The organism is Falsiroseomonas bella, from assembly GCF_003173615.1.
Classification (GTDB): domain Bacteria; phylum Pseudomonadota; class Alphaproteobacteria; order Acetobacterales; family Acetobacteraceae; genus Falsiroseomonas; species Falsiroseomonas bella.
This window is the reverse complement of the sequence record NZ_QGNA01000003.1, coordinates 238,520-256,350: the sequence shown is the minus strand read 5'-3', so window position 1 is coordinate 256,350 and position 17,831 is coordinate 238,520. Positions and strand designations below refer to the sequence as shown.

At 69.8% G+C, this 17,831-nt stretch carries 14 protein-coding genes and 1 pseudogene; 6 read left to right on the top strand and 9 right to left on the bottom strand.

Going from position 1 to position 17,831, the window contains the following annotated elements; all coding sequences use genetic code 11:
- From DFH01_RS13770 to recG, 4 genes are all read right to left on the bottom strand, one after another.
- On the bottom strand, positions 1-732 hold the full coding sequence (locus DFH01_RS13770) for an ABC transporter permease (RefSeq protein WP_109871043.1): 732 nt from the start codon (positions 730-732) through the stop codon (positions 1-3).
- Positions 733-734: 2 nt separating this feature from the next.
- Positions 735-1,472, bottom strand: coding sequence for an ABC transporter ATP-binding protein (locus DFH01_RS13765; RefSeq protein WP_109871042.1), 738 nt, complete (start codon positions 1,470-1,472; stop codon positions 735-737).
- A 111-nt stretch (positions 1,473-1,583) separates the two neighbouring features.
- Positions 1,584-1,934: a SemiSWEET family sugar transporter gene (locus tag DFH01_RS13760; RefSeq protein WP_199231235.1), complete on the bottom strand. Its 351-nt coding sequence runs from the start codon at positions 1,932-1,934 to the stop codon at positions 1,584-1,586.
- On the bottom strand, positions 1,924-4,023 hold the full coding sequence (gene recG, locus DFH01_RS13755) for an ATP-dependent DNA helicase RecG (protein WP_109871041.1): 2,100 nt from the start codon (positions 4,021-4,023) through the stop codon (positions 1,924-1,926). The genes DFH01_RS13760 and recG overlap by 11 nt, the downstream gene beginning before the upstream one ends.
- 66 nt (positions 4,024-4,089) lie before the next feature.
- On the opposite strand from recG, the gene DFH01_RS13750 reads away from it, so the two are divergent.
- The gene (locus tag DFH01_RS13750) at positions 4,090-4,395 is read left to right on the top strand and encodes an FAD assembly factor SdhE (protein ID WP_109871614.1); all 306 of its coding nucleotides are present in this window, start codon (positions 4,090-4,092) and stop codon (positions 4,393-4,395) included.
- Between the two features lie 221 nt (positions 4,396-4,616).
- Positions 4,617-8,207: a transcription-repair coupling factor gene (mfd, locus tag DFH01_RS13745; protein ID WP_109871040.1), complete on the top strand. Its 3,591-nt coding sequence runs from the start codon at positions 4,617-4,619 to the stop codon at positions 8,205-8,207.
- A 6-nt stretch (positions 8,208-8,213) separates the two neighbouring features.
- On the opposite strand, the gene DFH01_RS13740 is transcribed toward mfd, so the two are convergent.
- The 3 genes from DFH01_RS13740 to DFH01_RS28225 form a co-directional block, all read right to left on the bottom strand.
- A complete protein-coding gene (locus tag DFH01_RS13740; protein WP_233256106.1) occupies positions 8,214-8,873 on the bottom strand; it encodes a DsbA family oxidoreductase in 660 nt (219 codons plus the stop codon).
- A 58-nt stretch (positions 8,874-8,931) separates the two neighbouring features.
- On the bottom strand, positions 8,932-9,354 hold the full coding sequence (locus DFH01_RS28765) for a globin family protein (RefSeq protein WP_109871039.1): 423 nt from the start codon (positions 9,352-9,354) through the stop codon (positions 8,932-8,934).
- A 117-nt stretch (positions 9,355-9,471) separates the two neighbouring features.
- Entirely contained in the window at positions 9,472-9,618 is a 147-nt protein-coding gene (locus DFH01_RS28225) for a hypothetical protein (RefSeq protein ID WP_158287756.1), read from the bottom strand.
- 302 nt (positions 9,619-9,920) lie between these two features.
- Here DFH01_RS28225 and DFH01_RS13730 point away from each other — a divergent pair, with 302 nt between their 5' ends.
- The gene (locus tag DFH01_RS13730; RefSeq protein ID WP_109871038.1) at positions 9,921-11,630 is read left to right on the top strand and encodes a DUF6311 domain-containing protein; all 1,710 of its coding nucleotides are present in this window, start codon (positions 9,921-9,923) and stop codon (positions 11,628-11,630) included.
- 207 nt (positions 11,631-11,837) lie between these two features.
- On the opposite strand, the gene DFH01_RS13725 is transcribed toward DFH01_RS13730, so the two are convergent.
- Entirely contained in the window at positions 11,838-14,285 is a 2,448-nt protein-coding gene (locus DFH01_RS13725) for an arylsulfatase (RefSeq protein ID WP_199231233.1), read from the bottom strand.
- Between the two features lie 429 nt (positions 14,286-14,714).
- On the opposite strand from DFH01_RS13725, the pseudogene DFH01_RS29145 reads away from it, so the two are divergent.
- From DFH01_RS29145 to DFH01_RS13715, 3 genes and pseudogenes are all read left to right on the top strand, one after another.
- A pseudogene (locus DFH01_RS29145) lies at positions 14,715-15,500 on the top strand (carbohydrate porin); the annotation flags it as partial.
- 206 nt (positions 15,501-15,706) lie between these two features.
- A complete protein-coding gene (locus DFH01_RS13720) occupies positions 15,707-16,651 on the top strand; it encodes an IS1595 family transposase (RefSeq protein ID WP_109870994.1) in 945 nt (314 codons plus the stop codon).
- Between the two features lie 273 nt (positions 16,652-16,924).
- Positions 16,925-17,368: a carbohydrate porin gene (locus DFH01_RS13715; protein WP_109871037.1), complete on the top strand. Its 444-nt coding sequence runs from the start codon at positions 16,925-16,927 to the stop codon at positions 17,366-17,368.
- A gap of 33 nt (positions 17,369-17,401) precedes the next feature.
- Here the strand turns inward: DFH01_RS13715 and DFH01_RS13710 are convergent, their stop codons facing one another.
- Positions 17,402-17,779 carry a hypothetical protein gene (locus DFH01_RS13710; protein WP_109871036.1) on the bottom strand — a complete coding sequence of 126 codons (378 nt, stop codon included), beginning with the start codon at positions 17,777-17,779 and terminating at the stop codon, positions 17,402-17,404.
- Positions 17,780-17,831 lie beyond the last annotated feature (52 nt).

Below are 17,831 nucleotides of genomic sequence, written 5' to 3'. Positions count from 1 at the left end.
TCAGTCCGCCTTCCTCTGGTCCACCGCGACGGTGTTGGCGAAGAGGAAGAAGCCGATGAAGGAGGCGAAGAAGATCACGTCCCGCGCCGCGATGATGCCGCGCGAGAAGCCGCCGAGGCGATCCGTCACGCTGATGGCGCGCGCGATGTCGGCCATTTGCGGCACGCGCTGCGAGAGGAACTCCGTCACCACCGGCGTGCCCGCGGCCGTCAGGAAGAAGCAGGCCGCGACGGCCAGCACGAAGGCGATCACCTGGTTCTTGGTCAGCGCGGAGATCGCGGCCCCTACCGCCAGGAAGGCGCCCGCGACCATCAGGCAGCCGAGATAGCCCGTGGCGATCACGCCGTTGTCCGGCTCGCCCAGGATGTTGACGGTGATCACCAGCGGGAAGGTCAGCAGCAGCGCGATGGCGCAGAAGGCCCAGGCCGCCAGGAACTTCCCGACCACCGCCTGCCACTGCGCGATGGGCAGCGTCAGCAGCAGCTCGATGGTGCCGAGCCGGCGTTCCTCGGCCCAGAGCCGCATCGTCAGTGCCGGCACCAGGAACAGGAACAGCCAGGGGACGAAGGTGAAGAAGGGCTGCAGGTCCGCCTGGCCGCGGGTGAAGAAGTTCCCGATCGTGAAGGTCAGCGCGCCGGCCAGCACCAGGAAGATGACGATGAAGACGTAGGCGACCGGTGTCGCGAAATAGCCCGCCAGCTCGCGGCGGAAGACGGTGAGCACGCCACCCATGGTCAGGCCGCCTCCCGCGGGGCTTCGCTCAGCGTGAGTTCGCGGAACACCGCATCCATGCTCGGCCCGCGCGCGGCGAGCTCCGCCGGCGTCGCATCGGCCACCACCCGCCCGCGGGCGATGATCACCGCGCGGCTGCAGACGGCCGAGACCTCCTCCAGGATGTGGGTGGAGATGACGATCGCCTTGTCCGGCGCCATGGCGCGGATCAGGTTGCGGACCTCGTGCTTCTGGTTGGGGTCGAGGCCGTCGGTCGGCTCGTCCAGCACCAGCACGGGCGGATCGTGCAGCAGCGCGGCGGCGAGGCCGACGCGGCGCTTGAAGCCCTTGGAGAGCGTCTCCACGGGCTGCAGCCGCACGCCTTCGAGCTGGGTGAGGTGCATCGCGCGGGTCACGCGGTCGGCCAGCGCGCTGCCGTGAAAGCCGCGCGCCCGGCCGCAGAAGCGCAGGAAACCCGTGACGGTCATCTCGGGATAGGTCGGCGCGCCTTCCGGCAGGAAGCCGAGATGGCGCTTCGCGGCCACCGGCTTGTCCACCACGTCGTCGCCGCAGATGCGCGCGGTCCCGGCGGTCGGCGTCATGAAACCGGCCAGCATGCGCATGGTGGTGGACTTGCCCGCGCCGTTCGGGCCGAGGAAGCCCAGCACCTCGCCCTTCGACACGGTGAAGGAGACATCGTCCACGGCCGTGAAGGCCCCGAAGCGCTTCGTGAGGCGCTCGATCTCGATCAAGGCGGTCAAGGCGCGTCCCCAGTCTTCCCCGGCTGGGGCGATTAAGCGCGCCGCGCCGGGCTTGCAACCCCCGCGCGCGCGGCAGGGTTTTCCGAAGTGTTTCGGGGGGTTACGTCGCGTTCAGCCGCCTCGGGCGGGGTCGAGCGCCGCAGCGACCGCCCGGCGCTGGCGCCGCGGCAGCAGCTTCATGGCCAGGATGAAGCCCGAGAGCAGCAGGCAGACGGCATTGGTCAGGATCAGCGGCCACTGGCCGAGAAGGATCCCGTAGGTCAGCCAGAGGGCGAAGCCGAGCACGGTGATCGCATACATGCGCAACGAGATCGCGGCCGTGTCGCGCGTGCGGATCACCTTCCAGGCCTGCGGGACGAAGCTGGTGACGGAGCAGAGCGTGGCGGCGTAGCCGACGAGGCTGGCGGGATCCATGGTGCGGCCAAACACCCGGCGCGCCCACAGGTTGCGCTCATCCGGCATCCAGCCGCGCCAGCGTGGGGTCGTGCCCGAACAGCGCCAGCAGCGTCAGCGCCGCCTGGCCGCGCGGCGAGGCCAGGTCCGGGTCACGGTCCAGCAGCGCCTGGGCGTCGCGATGGGCGATCTGGGTCAGGCGGCCGAACTCGTCCGGGTCCTCCCGTGGGTCGAGCAGGCGGCCGCCCTGCATGCCCGATTGCCGCTCCCGCAAAACGTCGCCGCCGCCGCGGGTGCGCAGGTCTTCCTCGGCGATCAGGAATCCGTCCTCGGTGTCGCGCAGCACCAGCAGCCGGCGCTTTTCCGACTCCGACAGGCCCTCGGAATGCACCAGCAGGCAGGATGATGGTTTCTGACCGCGCCCGACGCGGCCGCGCAGCTGGTGCAGGGCGGCGAGGCCGAAGCGCTCGGCCTGCTCGATCAGCATGATCGTCGCTTCCGGCACGTCCACGCCGACCTCGACCACCGTGGTGGCGACCAGCAGCTTCGTGCGGCCGGCGGCGAAATCGGCCAGCGCCTGCTCGCGGACGGGCATGTCCTGCAGGCCATGCGCCATGCCGACCTGGCCGGGGAAGCGGGCGGACAACTCGGCGAAGCGGTCCTCGGCGGCGACGGAATCATCGCTCTCGCCGCCGGAGATGGCGCGCACCACCCAATAGGCGCGCTCGCCGCGCGCCAGCGCCTCGCCGAGGCGCTCGACCACGTCGGGCAGGCGCTCCTGGGAGACGATGCGGGTGGTGATGGGCTGCCGCCCCGCCGGCTTCCCTTCCAGACGGGAGACGGCCATCTCGCCCCATTGCGTCAGCAGCAGCGTGCGCGGGATGGGCGTGGCGGTCATCACCAGCATGTCCGCGTCGCGGCCCTTGTTCGCCAGCATCAGCCGCTGCGCCACGCCGAAACGGTGCTGCTCGTCCACGATCGCGAGGCCGAGGTCGTGGAAGGCCACCGCATCCTGGAACAGCGCATGGGTGCCGACGACGATGCCGATACGGCCGGAGGCGAGGCCGCGCAGCACCTCCTTCCGCTCGGCGCCCTTGATGCTGCCGGTCAGCAGCCGGACCTCGACGCCGGCCGGGTGGCAGAGCTTCACCAGCGTCCGCAGGTGCTGCCGCGCCAGCAGTTCGGTGGGTGCCATCAGCGCGCCCTGCGCGCCGGATTCGACCGCGCGCAGCATCGCCAGCACCGCCACGAGGGTCTTGCCCGCGCCCACATCGCCCTGCAGCAGTCGCAGCATCCGGCGCGGTGCGCCCATGTCGGCGCCGATCTCCGCCAGAGCCTGCGCCTGGCCGGGCGTCAGGCTGTGCCCGAAGGCGGCCAGCGCCGCCTCCTGCAGCGCGCCCGTCCCGGGCAGGGCACGGCCCGGCCGGTTGCGTTGGCGCCGCCGCACCAGGGCGATCGCGACCTGGCTGGCCAGCAACTCGTCGTAGGCCAGCCGCCGGCCTGGCGCGTGGGGCAGGGGGCCGGTCGGGCGTTGCAGGGTGCGGATGGCGACGTCGAAGGCGGGCCAGCCTTCCCGCGCCAGCAAGGGCAGGTCCGCCCATTCCGGCAGGGGATGCAGGCGCGAGAGCGCGGCGTCCATCGCGGCGCGCAGGCGCTTCGGCGTCAGGTCGCGCACCAGGGGCCAGACCGGCTCCGCCAGCGGCAGCGCCTCCGGCCGTTCCGCGCTGAGCGGGTTCAGCATAGCCCAGCCCCGGCTGCCCTCCGCCAGCACCCGCCCGGCGAGGAAGCGGAAGGACCCGGCCGGCAGCAGCTTCTGGATCCAGGGCAGGCGGCCGTTCATGTAGCGGATGGTCAGCGGCCAGCCGCCGGAGACCGCCTTCACCTCCACATAGGGTCGGCCGGTGGAGCGGGCGCGCGCGGCGCGCAGGCTCTTCACCTCCACCTCCAGCACGCAATCCTGGTCGAGCGGCGCTTCCTCCGGGCTGGCGACTCGGCGGCGGATGATGACGCGCTCGGGCAGGTGCAGCAGCAGGTCCAGAACCCGCTCGCCGCCGGTCGCCTCCTCCAGCAGGCGGGCGAGGGTGGGGCCGACGCCTTCCAGGCTCTCGAGCGGCGCGAGCAACCCGGCGGCCGCCCCGGCGTCCGTCAGTTCAGCCATGTGCCGCGTCGGGCTGACAGGATTCCCATGCACCCCTATATCGCACCGGCGAGCGCCCAAGCCGACATGCCAGACGAGCCAGACCCCGACTCCCTCTCCCCCCGCCGCAAGCGCCTGCTGTTCCGTGCCTGGCACCGCGGTACGAAGGAGGCCGACCTGATGATCGGCGGCTTCGTGAAGCGCAACATCGCCGGTTTCACGGACGGCGAGCTGGACGAGTTGGAAGCCGTGCTGGAACTGCCCGACGTGGACCTGGCCGACTGGCTCTCCGGCCGCCGCGCCATCCCCGCCCATGTCACCACGCCGATGCTGGAACGGATGGCACTGGAATGCGGCGGCACGGGCGCCGGCGTACCGCCGGATCTGCGCTGATGCATCGTCCTCAGCTTCATCCCTCTCCCCTCGGAGGGGGGGGCGAGCGCCAAGGGCGCTCGACAGCGCGCAGCCTTGGCGCGCAGCGCCTAGACGGAGCAGGTGAGGGGGGCTGCGCGCAGCGCATGATGGCGTGGGCTGTCTCGGTCTGCGCGCCCCCCTCACCCAACCCTCTCCCCCCTGCGGGTGGAGAGGGCCTTGCAGGCAGGGCGCCCACCTAGATGGACACGATCCTCGTCCATGGCGCGCCCGAGGGCTTCGACGCGCTGCTGCTCGCCCGCCGCCGGGCCGAGACGCGCAACCCGGTGCTGCATGTCTGCCGCGACGATGCGCGCATGGCGCGGATGGCGGAGGCGCTCGCCTTCTTCGCTCCCCACTTCGAGGTGCTGCGCTTCCCCGCCTGGGATTGCCTGCCCTACGACCGCGCCTCGCCCAACCCGGAGATCGTCGCGGAACGCGTCGCGACCCTGACGCGGCTGGCCGAGAAGACACCGACGCCGCGCATCCTGCTGACCACCGTGAACGCCCTGGTCCAGAAGGTGCCGCCGCGCGCGGCCTTCCGGGGCGCGACGCTCGCGCTCAGGCGCGGCGGAAGGCAGGATCCGCAGGCGTTGGCGGCGTTCCTGGAAGCGAACGGCTACCACCGCACCGGCACGGTGATGGAGCATGGCGAATACGCCATGCGCGGCGGCATCGTGGACCTGTTCCCGGCCGGCGAGGGCGAGCCCGTCCGTCTCGACCTGTTCGGCGACGAGATCGAGGATCTGCGGCGCTTCGACACCGCCACCCAGCGCAGCGGCGAGAGGCTGGAAAGCCTGACGCTGCGGCCGGTGGGCGAGATCTTCCTCGACGCCGATTCCATCTCCCGCTTCCGCAGCGCCTATCGCGAGCTGTTCGGCGCCGCCGCGGCGGAAGACCCGCTTTATGTCTCGGTCAGCGCCGGCCGGAAGCATCCCGGCATGGAACACTGGGCCGGCTTGTTCCATGCGGCGATGGAGACGCTGGTCGACCATCTCGGCGAGGACGCGACCGTCTCCTTCGACCACCAGGCCGAGGACGCGCTGGCGGTACGGATGGAGATGATCGCCGACCACTACGAGGCGCGGCGCGGCGGCACGCGCGAAGGCGAGATGCCGTATCGCCCCGCGCCGCCCGACCGGCTGTATCTCGATCTCGACGCGTGGGAGGCGATGCTGGCCGAGCCCACGGTGATGCGCTTCGTCCCCTTCGCGCCGGCCTCCGACCTGCCCGGCGTGGTGGATGCCGGCGCCCGGCCCGGCCGGCTCTTCGCGGATGTGCGCGCCGAGGGAAAGAACGTCTTCGCCGCCTATGGCGAGCATGCGAAGGCGCTAGCCGCGCGCGGCCACCGGCCGCTGCTCGCGGCCTGGACCCGGGGCAGCCGCGAAAGACTCGGCAACCTGCTCCGCGAGAACGGCGTTGCCTCCGAGCCCGTCGAAGACTTCCTTCAGTTCCAGAAGCTGGCGAAAGGCGCCGTCGGGCTGGCTGTCCTGGGTCTGGAGCGCGGGTTCATTTCCTCAGACATCGTGGTCACCGGCGAGCAGGATCTGCTGGGCGAACGCATCGCGCGCCCACCCCGTCGCCGTCGCCGGGCCGACCAGTTCATCGCGGATGCGACCGAGATCGCGGAAGGCGACCTAGTCGTCCACCAGGACCACGGCATCGGCCGCTATGACGGGCTGGAGACGATCGAGGTCTCGGGCGCGCCGCATGAATGCCTGCGCCTTGTCTATGACGGCGGCGACAAGCTGTTCCTGCCGGTCGAGAACATCGAGATCCTGTCGCGCTTCGGCAGCGAGACGGCGGGCGTCGCGCTCGACAAGCTCGGCGGCGGGTCCTGGCAGGCGCGCAAGGCCAAGGCGAAGCAGCGCATCGCGGACATGGCCGCGGCGCTCATCAAGGTGGCGGCCGAGCGCGCGACGAAGCAGGCCATCGCGGCGATGCCGCCCGAAGGCGCCTGGGACGAGTTCTGCGCCCGCTTCCCCTTCGCCGAGACCGACGACCAGCAGCGCGCGATCGCCGACGTGCTGGAGGATCTCTCCGCCGGCAAGCCGATGGACCGCCTGATCTGCGGCGATGTCGGCTTCGGCAAGACCGAGGTCGCGCTGCGCGCCGCCTTCTGCGTGGCGATGACGGGCGCGCAGGTGGCGGTGGTGGTCCCCACCACGCTGCTCTCCCGCCAGCACACCCGCACCTTCACCCGCCGCTTCGAGGGGCTGCCGGTGAAGGTGGCGCAGCTGTCGCGCATGGTGACGCCGAAGGACGCGGCGCAGGTGCGCGAAGGGCTGAAGGACGGCTCGATCAACATCGTCGTCGGCACCCATGCGCTGCTGGCGAAGGGCGTGGAATTCGCCGATCTCGGCCTCGTCATCGTCGACGAGGAGCAGCATTTTGGCGTCGCCCACAAGGAACGCCTGAAGGCGCTGAAGTCGGACGTCCATGTGCTGACGCTGACGGCCACGCCCATTCCGCGCACGCTGCAGCTGGCGCTGACCGGCGTGCGCGAGATGAGCGTGATCGCGACCCCGCCGGTGGACCGGCTCGCCGTGCGCACCTTCATCATGCCCTGGGACGGCGTGGTGATCCGCGAGGCGATCCAGCGCGAGCGCTTCCGCGGCGGCCAGATCTTCTGCGTCGTTCCCAGGCTCGAGGACCTGCCCAGGGTGCGCGAGCGGCTGGCGGAGATCGTGCCGGAAGCCCGCGTCGCCGAGGCGCATGGCCGCCTCTCGCCGACCGAGCTCGAGCGCGTGATGACCGAGTTCGGCGACGCCAAGCACGACATCCTGCTCTCCACCAACATCGTGGAAAGCGGGCTCGACATGGCGGCGGTGAACACGCTGATCATCCACCGCGCCGACATGTTCGGCCTGGCGCAGCTCTATCAGCTGCGCGGCCGCGTCGGGCGCGGCAAGCAGCGCGGCTACGCCTATCTCACCTGGCCGCAGACGCATCGCCTCTCGGCCGCGGCGGAGAAGCGCCTTGAGGTGATGCAGACGCTCGACAATCTCGGCGCGGGCTTCACGCTGGCCTCCCACGACCTCGACATCCGCGGCGCCGGCAACCTGCTCGGCGACGAGCAGTCCGGCCACATCCGCGAGGTCGGCATCGAGCTCTACCAGCAGATGCTGGAAGAGGCGGTGAACGAGCTGAAGCACGGCACCGGCAAGGACGCCGTGGACGACCGGGAATGGACGCCGCAGATCAATCTCGGCCTGCCGGTGATGCTGCCCGAGGCCTATGTGCGCGACCTGCCGGTGCGCCTCGGGCTCTATCGCCGCATCGGCGCGCTGCAGAACGAGGCCGAGATCGAGGCGATGGCCGCGGAGCTCGCCGACCGCTTCGGCAAGCTGCCGCCCGAGGCCGAGACGCTGCTGCAGGTGGTCTTCCTGAAGTCGCTCTGCCGCGCCGCGGGGGTGGAGAAGGTGGATGTCGGGCCGAAGGGCATCGTCATCGGCTTCCGCGGCAACCGCTTCGCCGACCCGGCGTCGCTGGTGCAGTGGGTGGCTGGGCAGGGCGCTGCCGTGAAGCTGCGCCCGGACCACAAGCTCGCCTTCTCGCAGGAAATGCCCTTCGAGGCGCGCGTGCGCGAAGCGCGCCGCCTGCTCACCGCGCTCGCCGAGGTGGCGCGCGGCCGCGTGCCGGAGACGCCGAAGCCGCCGAAGCAGGCCGCGCCCCCGCCGAAGCAGCCGCCCGCGGCGGCGAAGAAGAGCGTGTTCCGCCCGACCATCGTGCCGCCGGCGCCGAAGGGCGCCGCGACCAAGCCGATCCCGTTCCCCGGGCGGTGGAAGCGGTAAAGGGCGTCAGCCCTCCACCAGCGCCACGTCCAGCAGGCGCTCCAGCACTTCCGGCTCCTGCGCGCCGGCGATGGCATGCCGGCCCTGCACCACGAAGCAGGGCACGCCGTTGATGCCCAGGCGATGGGCGCGGAGATTGTCGGCATGCACCGCCTCGGCCTCCTGCGGGCCGGCCAGCGCCTGGCGCGTGGCCTGTGCATCCATCCCGATCGTCCCGGCTATGGCCGCCAGCACGTCCAGGTCGCCGATATCCAGGCCTTCGAGGAAATAGGCGCCGAACACGGCCTCCACCGCCGCCTCCGCCAGCCCCTGGCGCTCCGCCAGGCGGACCAGGCGATGGGCGTCGAGCGAGGGCGGGATGCGGCGGATGCGGTCGAAGGCGAATCGCAGGCCCTCGGCGCGGCCGAGCTCGGTGATCGTGGCGTGCAGGCGCCGGGCGCGCTCCTCGCCGCCAAACTTGCGCATCAGGTAGTCCTGCCGCGCCAGCCCGCCCGGCGCGATGTCCGGGTTCAGCAGGAAGGGCCGCCAGACGATGTCGGCCGCAAGGTCGGGCCGCGCGCGCAGTGTGCGCCGCAGCCGGTGCGTGCCGAGGTAGCACCAGGGGCAGACCAGGTCGAAGACGACCTCGATCTGCAGCCGGGCGCGCGGCGGGGCGAGGATGTTCACCGGGGCAGGATAGCAGGCCCGGAGGGGGCCGGTGAACGTGCCGGCAGGCGTGAAATCGTCACGCCGCGCGCGCCGGCGCGGCGCCGGCCTGCATCGTGCCGGCCAGTAGCCGGTAGGCCGCCTCCCAGGCGTCGCGGACCGGCGGGCTGAACCCGTCGCCCAGCCCCTCGGCCAGCGTGTCGAGCAGCGCCGCCCCGACCGTATCGTAGTGGGAAGGCTGCACGCCGTAGCCGGCATGCCGTCGCCCGAGTTCGGCCGCCGCCGGAAGCAGCCGGTCCGGCTCCCGCAGGTTGTTCACCACGAAGCCCAGCGCCGCCATCAGCTTCCGTCCCTGCTCCCCCATGTCGGCATGGCGGAACAGCCGGTGCATCGCGGGGTCCATGGTGAAGAGGCGTTCGTAGAAGATCGCCGCGGCCATCTCGCCGAGCGGCGCGATGACGCGGAAGCTGCGTTCCACATGCGCGATCTGGTCGGGCCTCATGGCGGGTCTCTCCCTGCGACGCCACGAGCCTCGCCGGGGCGCGTGTCGCCAGGATTGCGGGGGAGGGCTCTATTGTTTCGCCGGTTTCACGCCGGCCTGAGCCGCTGGCGTGCTTTGCTACCAGCGCGGCAGGGGATCATAGGGCATCACGGCAGGCTGCGGGGTCCGGTCCGCCTGCACGGTGAGCGCGGCGGCCGCGGCGGCCACCACCAGGATAAGCGCGGCCAGGACCCAGTAACGGCGATGCCGTGGGGGCTCAGTCATGGAGGCAGGATAGTGGCGATGCGCCATAGGGTCTACTTAGGGTTGTCCTAATGTGGTTGGCAATCCTCTTTTGGCGAATCTTACGGCCTTGACACATTTCTTGCGCGCCGCCGCGGCTTGCCGCGCAATCGGCATCCCGGGCACGCCATGAGCTCGTCGTCATCGCCTCCGGCGCGGCAGCCCGGCCCGTGATTGCCTCGGCCTCCGCACCGTCAAATACTCGTGAAGCCTGAGGGAGGGACTGGAGTGGGCCAGGATCGGGAGGAACACACCCCGCCGGCTTGCGGGCAGGCTGATCCGCGGTGAGCCCCGGCCATCCGCTGGATCCGATGCCGCCGCTGGCGCGGCTGCGCCCGGCGGCCGAAGCGGCGGCCCGGCCGGATCGCATGGCGCTTCAGCGGATCTGCCGGCTGCTGGTGCTGCTGGGCGGCGCATCGGCGGCGATCCTGGCGCTCGGCCCCCGCATCCTCGACATCCGCGACACCGGCTGGCTGCTGCACGGCACCCTCGGACCGGACCCCGTCGCCTACTGGCTGGCCTGGCGGTATTTCTCGGTCGCGCCCTGGACGCTGCCGCTCGGCCTCAACCCGGCCTACGGGCTCGAATTGGCCAGCGCGATCTTCTTCGTGGACGTGGTGCCGCTGGCCGCCTTCATCGCAAAGGCGCTGCTGCCGGTTGTCGAGATCAAGCAGTACTGGGGCCCCTGGCTGGTGCTCAGCGCCATGCTGCAGGGGGCGATGGCGTGGCGCCTGCTGGCGCTGTCGGTGGAGGATCCCGTCTCCCGCGCCTTCGGCGCGCTGCTCTTCGTGTTCCAGCCCCTGCTGCTCAATCGCTATGGCGGGCATTTCGCCCTGGCCTCGCAGTGGGCGCTGCTCTGGGCGCTCTGGCTCTGCCTGCGGCCCGCAGGACGTCGCCAGGCGCTGCAATGGGCCGGCTGCCTCGGCCTCGTCGCGATGCTCAACCCTTATGTGCTCGCGATGTGTGCCGGCCTGTGGGTGTCCGACCTGGCCGCCCGCGGGATCAACGCCGGGCGCATCCGCCCCGTCCTGGGGGAAGCGCTGGGCGTGCCGGCGGCGGGGTTGGCGGGGCTCTGGCTCGCCGGCTACTTCACGGTCCGCGGCGAGGTTGAGCCGATGGGCGTGCATTACGGCCATTCGCAGCTCGACCTGACCGCGCCCTTCGATGCGGTGGAGTGGGGGCGGCTGCTGCCCGCGCTGCCCGGGCTGCGGCACTGGGAGCATGGCGGCGCCTATCTTGGCGCCGGCGCGCTGGCCGTGCTTGCCGTCGCAGCCATGCTCGCCTGGCGCGGCGGCCTCGGCGGGGCGCTGCGACGGCACCGTCCGCTGCTGGTCGTCCTCGGGGGCATGCTGCTCTTCGCGATCTCCAACCGCGTCGCGGTCGGCGGCCATGTGCTGGTGGAGATCCCGCTGCCCGCGCCGGTGATGCGGCTTGCCGACATGCTGCGCGCCTCCGAGCGGTTCTACTGGCCGCTGGGCTATGCCGCGCTGTTCGGCGCGGTCTCGCTGGTCGCGCTGCGGTTGCCGATACGGGCCGCCCGGATCGTGCTCGGGGTCGCGCTGGCGCTGCAGGTTGTGGACGTGGATGCCGGCATGGCGAAGTTCCGCGCGCTGGTGGCGGAAGCGCCCCGCCAGGCGGCGGAGCGCCTGCCCGATCCCTTCTGGTCCCAGGCGGCGCTGCGCTACGGTCGGGTGCGCGCCGTGCCTGCCGCGAATTTCGGAGCGGATTGGGAGCCGGTCGCCCGTTTCGCGGCACGCCACCGTCTGCCGACCGATGTCGTCTACCTGTCGCGGGTCGAGGCCGAGGCGTTGCGCCGGTTGAATGCCCGGACGGTTGCGGATTTCGACGCCGGCCGGTGGGAGCGCGGCACGCTCTACGTCCTGCGCGACGAGGGCGCGCTGCGGCTGGTGGAGCGGCGCGCGAATCCCTCGCGCGACCTGCTGACCGTGGTGGACGGGCTGCAGGTCTTCGCGCCGGACTGGCACACGCGCTGAGCGCGGAGGCACAGGGGGAAGGGATCGCCCTGCTCACCCCGCGGTCAAGCGCGGGTTGGGAGACGGCTGCGCTGGCGGAGGGAGTGCGACCGGATTCGAACCGTCTCCATTCGCTGGCAGGCAGCGATCGGTGACAGACTCATCTCCTTCGGCCGTACACCTAGCCCGGCGGCAGGTCGGCTTGCGCCGATGCCGCTGGCGCGCCCGTCAGTCGCGCGCCGGCCCTCCCCTCGCCAACGTGGATTCGCCTAGCGTCACCACGAACCGGTCGAGCCGCCCGGTGAAGGCGAAGGGCGCCCGGTAGTCGCGCTCATCCACCGAGGATCCGGTGTCGAGCCCGACATCGAAGGTCTCGTCGCCCTGCACCGCGAAGGGCAGCGTCCGCGCCATCGCCTGGCGCGCGACGACCTGGCCGTTGACCGACAACGTGCCGGTCCCGCCGCGCCCCACCGGCGCGCCGGATGCCTCGGGCTGGAACTCGAAGGCGATGCTGTGGCGCCCTGGCGGCAGGGCATTCGGCGCCTCCCACCGCACCCGCTCCATGTCGAGCAGGTTCCAGGTGAAGACCGGCCGGCCGCCGAGCAGGTAGAAGCCCCAGCCCGCGAAGCGCCCGCCATGCGTCGCGATCACGCCGTTCGCCCCGCCGGCGGGCACCTCGATCTCGGCCACCAGCCGGTAGGCGCGGTTCAGCAGCGACGGCGCCGCGCTGCCGAGCAGCCCGCTCCCCGTGCCGCGATAGACGAATTCCTGCCGCCCGGCCGAGGGGCCCGGCCGCTGCGTGATCAGCCGCGGCAGGCTCGAATTGTCGAGCGGCAGGACCTGGAAGCGCGCCGCCTCGATCAGGAAGCGCTGCTGCATGTCGCGCAGCCGCTCCGGGAACTGCGCGGCGAGGTTCCGGCTCTGCGTCGGATCCTGCTCGAGGTTGTACAGCTCCCAGCTGTAGCCGTTCACCACATCCTCCGGCAGCCGGCCCCCGCTTTGCCAGGGCAGGGTCGGCGGCGTCGTGTTGGCGTACCAGCCATCGTGGTAGATCCCGCGATGGGCGAGCATCTCGAAGTGCAGCGTGCGGCGGCGCGACCGCGCCGCGGCGTTCGCGGCGTCGAAGGTGTAGGCCATGCTGACGCCCTCGATCGGCCGCTGCGCCACGCCGTTGACCATGCGCGGCTCGGGGATGCCGATCGCCTCCAGGATCGTCGGCGCGATGTCCATCACGTGGTGGAACTGGTGGCGGATGCCGCCGCGATCCGCGATGCGCCGCGGCCAGGAGATCGCCATGCCGTTGCGCGTGCCGCCGAAATGGGAGGCGACCTGCTTGGTCCACTGGTAGGGCGTGCCGAAGGCCCAGGTCCAGCCGACCGCGAGGTTGGGATAGGTGCTCGGCCCGCCCCATTCGTCGATGACGGGCAGCTGCCGCTCGACCGGGATCTCGACGCCGTTGAAGAAGGCGACCTCGTTCGGCGTGCCGTGCACCTGGCCCTCGGCGCTGCCGCCATTGTCGCCGCTGATGTAGATGATGAGCGTGTTGTCGAGCTGCCCGGCGTCGCGCACCGCCTGGATGACGCGCCCGATCTCGTGGTCGGTGTAGGCGAGGTAGGCCGCGAAGACCTCGGCCTGCCGCGCGTAGAGGCGGCGTTGATCCGCCGAGAGGCTCGACCAGCGCGGCAGCGTGTCCGGCCAGGGCGGCAGCACCGCGTTCGGCGGCAGCACGCCCAGGCGCTGCTGGTTGGCGAAGATGCGCTCGCGGATCACCTCCCACCCCTCGTCGAACTGGCCACGGAAGCGCGCGATCCATTCGGGCGTCGGATGATGGGGCGCATGCGCGCCGCCCGGCGCGTAGTGGATGAACCAGGGGCGGCCGGGTGCCACCTCATGCAGTTCGCGGATGCGCGCGATGGCCTCGTCGGCCATGGCGGTCGTCAGGTTCCAGCCCGGCCGGCCTTCGAAGGGCAGGATTCGCGTCGTGTTGCGATAGAGGTTGCCCGGCTCCCACTGGTTCGTCTCGCCGCCCATGAAGCCGTAGAAGACATCGAAGCCGAGGCCCGTGGGCCAGCGGTCGAAGGGGCCGGCGGGGCTGATCTCCCAGGGCGGCGTGTTGTGGTTCTTGCCGTACCATGCGGTGGAGTAGCCGTTCTGGCGCAGCGTCTGCGCGATCGTCGCGGTGTCGGCGCCGATGATCGCGTTGTAGCCGGGGAAGCCCGTCGAGAGTTCCGCGACCGCGCCGAAGCCGACGGAATGCGGGTTGCGGCCAGTGAGCAGCGAGGCGCGCGTCGGCGAGCAGAGCGCGGTGGTGTGGAACTGCGTGTAGCGCAGCCCCGTCTGCGCCACCTGGTCGAGCGTGGGCGTTGGGATGACGCCGCCGAAGGTGGACGGCGAGCCGAACCCGACATCGTCCGTGATGATCAGCAGGACATTGGGCGCGTTCTCGGGCGCGCCGAGCGTCGGCGGCCAGGCCGGCGTGCTCTCCCGCGCGGATGGGCTGATGGTGCCGGCGAAGGGCGCGGGCGGCTGGGGCAGGACGCGGGAGTTCGGGAACTCGACCGCGGTGGCGGAGCCCGGCGTGCCGCGAAGCTGCTGCGCTGCGGCGGGCGCGGCCGCCGTCGCCAGGCCAGCGATGAGGACGCCGACAACCCCGATCGCCGGCAGTTGCGCACGCAAGAGCCAAGCAGGCCCGCCGCGCGTATGAGTTGGCCAATCCGTTGTTGCCTGGGCCAATTTCTCCGTGGGCGAGATCCAGCAGCGAGCGATTGACGACGGCATGGCCAGCGACAAGCCAAGTCTCATATCCACATTCCCTCGTCCACGCAGGCCCAACTAGTGAGACGATAACCCGGTCTCTTGGATTCAGCGAGTACGGCGGCGGCGGTGCTTGCCACGGGGTTTTGACCTGGAGCAATGCGCAAAAGAACTGTGTGAATTGGAGTTGATGGGGTGGACGGCCCCTGCTGCGTGGCATCGAGCGTCCTGGCGGGGGTTGGGCGCGGTTCGCTTCGTTGGGTTAGTTGGGCATGATGCGGGCCGCGTTTTTGCCCCTGCCCACGATACGGCACGGGCACAATCAGATCGAAAGGGAGCCGGGCGGAGAATATGAAAATGAGACTTATCGAAGTGCAGGTTGCGGCCCTGCTGTCTGTCTTCATCTGCAGTCCGCTGTCTGCGCAAGAAGCACCAAGAGGCGGCGGAGCCACTGTCAATGCTGATGCGACCCGGCCAGTCGGTTGGATGGAACGGGATACGCTCACCGGCGATTGGGGTGGCCTCCGGACTTCGTTGAGAGAACATGGCATCACACTCGCCCCTCGAGTGACACAATTCTACCAGGGTCTGGTTGGCGGCGGCCCGAATCGCAATTTCCAATATGGCGGCAAGGCTGACCTGCTGCTCAATGTCGACCTCAGCAGGTTGGGGTTTTGGGATGGCTTCTCGGTAACCATCCACGGAGAGTATAATTTCGGTCGGAGTATCAACGGGGTTGGGGGTGTGGTGTCCCCGCCCAACACGGCGCTCCTTTTTCCAGGGATGGAGGGTGCCGACCGCTTTGACCTGTCGAGCGTTTATTTTCAGCAGCGGTTCGGAAACTCGGTTTCCCTGTTATTCGGCAAATTCAACATGATCGATCTCGCTGGCATGAGGCCGTTCAGTGGCGGTGCCGGCATCGACTCGTTCTGGAACCTTACCTTCGCCGCTCCTCCCAGCGCCGCTGTCCCGCCCTATCTCTTCGGTGCCATGTTGAGTGTGCGAACGGAAGCCGCCACTTTCGGCTTGTGGGTCTATGATCCTGTCAGCGTGGTCAACAAGACAGGTTTCGAAGCGCCTTTCGCTGACGGAGTCTCGATCCGCGGGAGCGTTGATTTCCCAGTCACCATCGGTGGTCTCAGCGGGCGTCAAGGATTTGCCGCCTTGGTCAGTACCCAGCCAGGCATCGACCAGGACAGCAAAGGCGACATCTTCATTCCACCGTTTCCTCCAGATCGACCTGACATCATCAAGAAGGCTTCTCCCCATGGCTCAGGTGCTCTCAAGGGGTGGTATCTGAGGGGGCTTGACTCCCGGAACAAAACAGGCCCGATTCGGGGGCGATGGCCCAGCGCCGCCCTGATCGTCCGATGTCGCGTGCCGAGTTCGAGGATCTCTTCCCGGACGAGCGCGCCTGCGTCGAATACCTCGCTGAAAAGCGCTGGCCGCAGGGCTTCGTCTGCCCTGATCCGAAGTGCCAAGGCCGCAAAGCCTGGGAAATTCGCGAGGAGAATGGGCTCTGGGAGTGCGCCCGCTGCGGCCGTCAGACCTCGGTCAAGGCCGGCACGGTGCTGCACCGCTCGAAGCTGCCGCTGCGCACCTGGTTCCTGGCGGTGCACATCGTCACCAGCCACTCCAACGGGATCTCCGCGCTCCAGCTCCAGGCCCAACTCGGCCTGGGCAGCTACAAGACGGCCTGGCTGATGCTGCGCAAGCTCCGCCGGGCGATGGTCGACCCGGACCGAGAGCCGCTGGCCGGCGTCGTGGAGGTCGACGAGACAACCATCCCTCTGCGCACGCAGGACGATCCCGTGGCCGGCGGCCAGGGGCGCAGCCACGTGGGCAAGGTGGCGATCGTCGGCGCCGTCGAAATCGAGGACCGACGCTATCCGGGCCGTATCCGCCTGCAGCGCATTCCGGCCTACGACGCCGACACCCTCGGCGGCTTCGTCGAGGAACAGATCAAGCCGAAATCCGTGGTCGTCACCGACGGCCTGCCGGCCTATCGCGCCATCGCAGGCGAGTACGAGCACGTGCCGAAGGTGGTGGGGAAAATGGCGGCCCACGTCGTGCTGCCGTGGGTGCACAGGGTTTTCTCGAACATGAAGCGCTGGGCCATGGGCGTATTCCACGGCCTGCGCGGGCCGCACCTGCAGGCTCACCTCGACGAGTTCGTGTTCCGCTGGAACCGACGACGATGGCGACGCGCCAGCTTCGACACGCTGCTTGGCATCGCCATGCGACTGCCGCACGCAGGCTTCAGGGACTTCGTGCCGCGGGCCACGTGATGCGCGGCCCTTCCGATCCCTGAACCTCTTGGAGCCACCCCTCGGGCAACTCGTCCCCAGGGATGCGCACATCGCTTCCAGCTTTCGCCAGAATGCGATCGAAGTCGCCAGGCTTCGCGCGGCGAGCGCGCTCTTCAAGGTAACTGACCTGCTCCGCAACGCTGAGATCGCGCGCCTGGAGGGGCTTTCCTCCTTCTCGCTCGCCCATGCGCCTCACTCCTGCACTCTCAGCCAAGCCTACGAGACCGGACGGCAATCGGCCACTGCCTCAAGATGTGGTGCTACCTGAGCCAACGGGAGAAGCCTTTCATCAAGAACAGTCGTTACCACTTATCCTATTCGTTCGACCAATATCTTTATCGGCGGAGCGAAAATTCCAGGGAGGGCTTCGGGCTCTTTGGCCAGTTCGGCATCTCGGACGGCAATCCCAACAACCTATACTGGTCGGCCCTCGTGGGCATAGGCGGCACCGGATTGATTCCGGGCCGGAGCCGGGATAACTGGGGAATCGCTTATTACTACAATGCCCCGAGTCGGGATTTGATGAGTGCCTTTGCGCCCCGTGTGAGGATCAAAGACGAACAGGGACTGGAAGCTTTTTACAATTTCCAAGTGACACCGTGGCTCACTGTGGGTGCGAACGTGCAGGTCATCGCTCCTACTCTAGAAGAGGGCACCGTTGTCGCGCTCGGGCTCCGGACCGTCACAAGGTTCTGAGTGTCTGTTCGGGAACAGTCTGAATCTCTGGAATCACTTGTGATTCGATGTGGCCTGCTCGAGCGGTCCGAGCGCATCCCCGGCGCAGTCCTGACGGGCGAGTGCCAGAGCCAACGCGAACTGCGCCTCGGCCTCGCGCGGATGCGCGGCGATGGCGCGACGCAGCGCTGCCTCGGCGGCGCCGTGCCGCCCGCGCGGTGCGCCTCGAAATCCGAGAGGTTCACCAGCGTGCCGCGAGGCGTCGCATCGCGGGCCAGAGCGTCCCGGTAGGCCGTCGGCGCCGGCCGTATCGCCAGGCGCGGCGAACAGCGCGGCGATGTTCACCTGCGCCTCAGGCCGCTCGGCGGCGACACGTTCGTTCTTCAGCAATTCCTCGCCCGCACGGGCGAAAGAGAGGCGCGCGGCCTCCACGCGGACATGCTGCGTCTCATCCGCCAGGGAGCGCCCGGCATAAGGCGGTTAC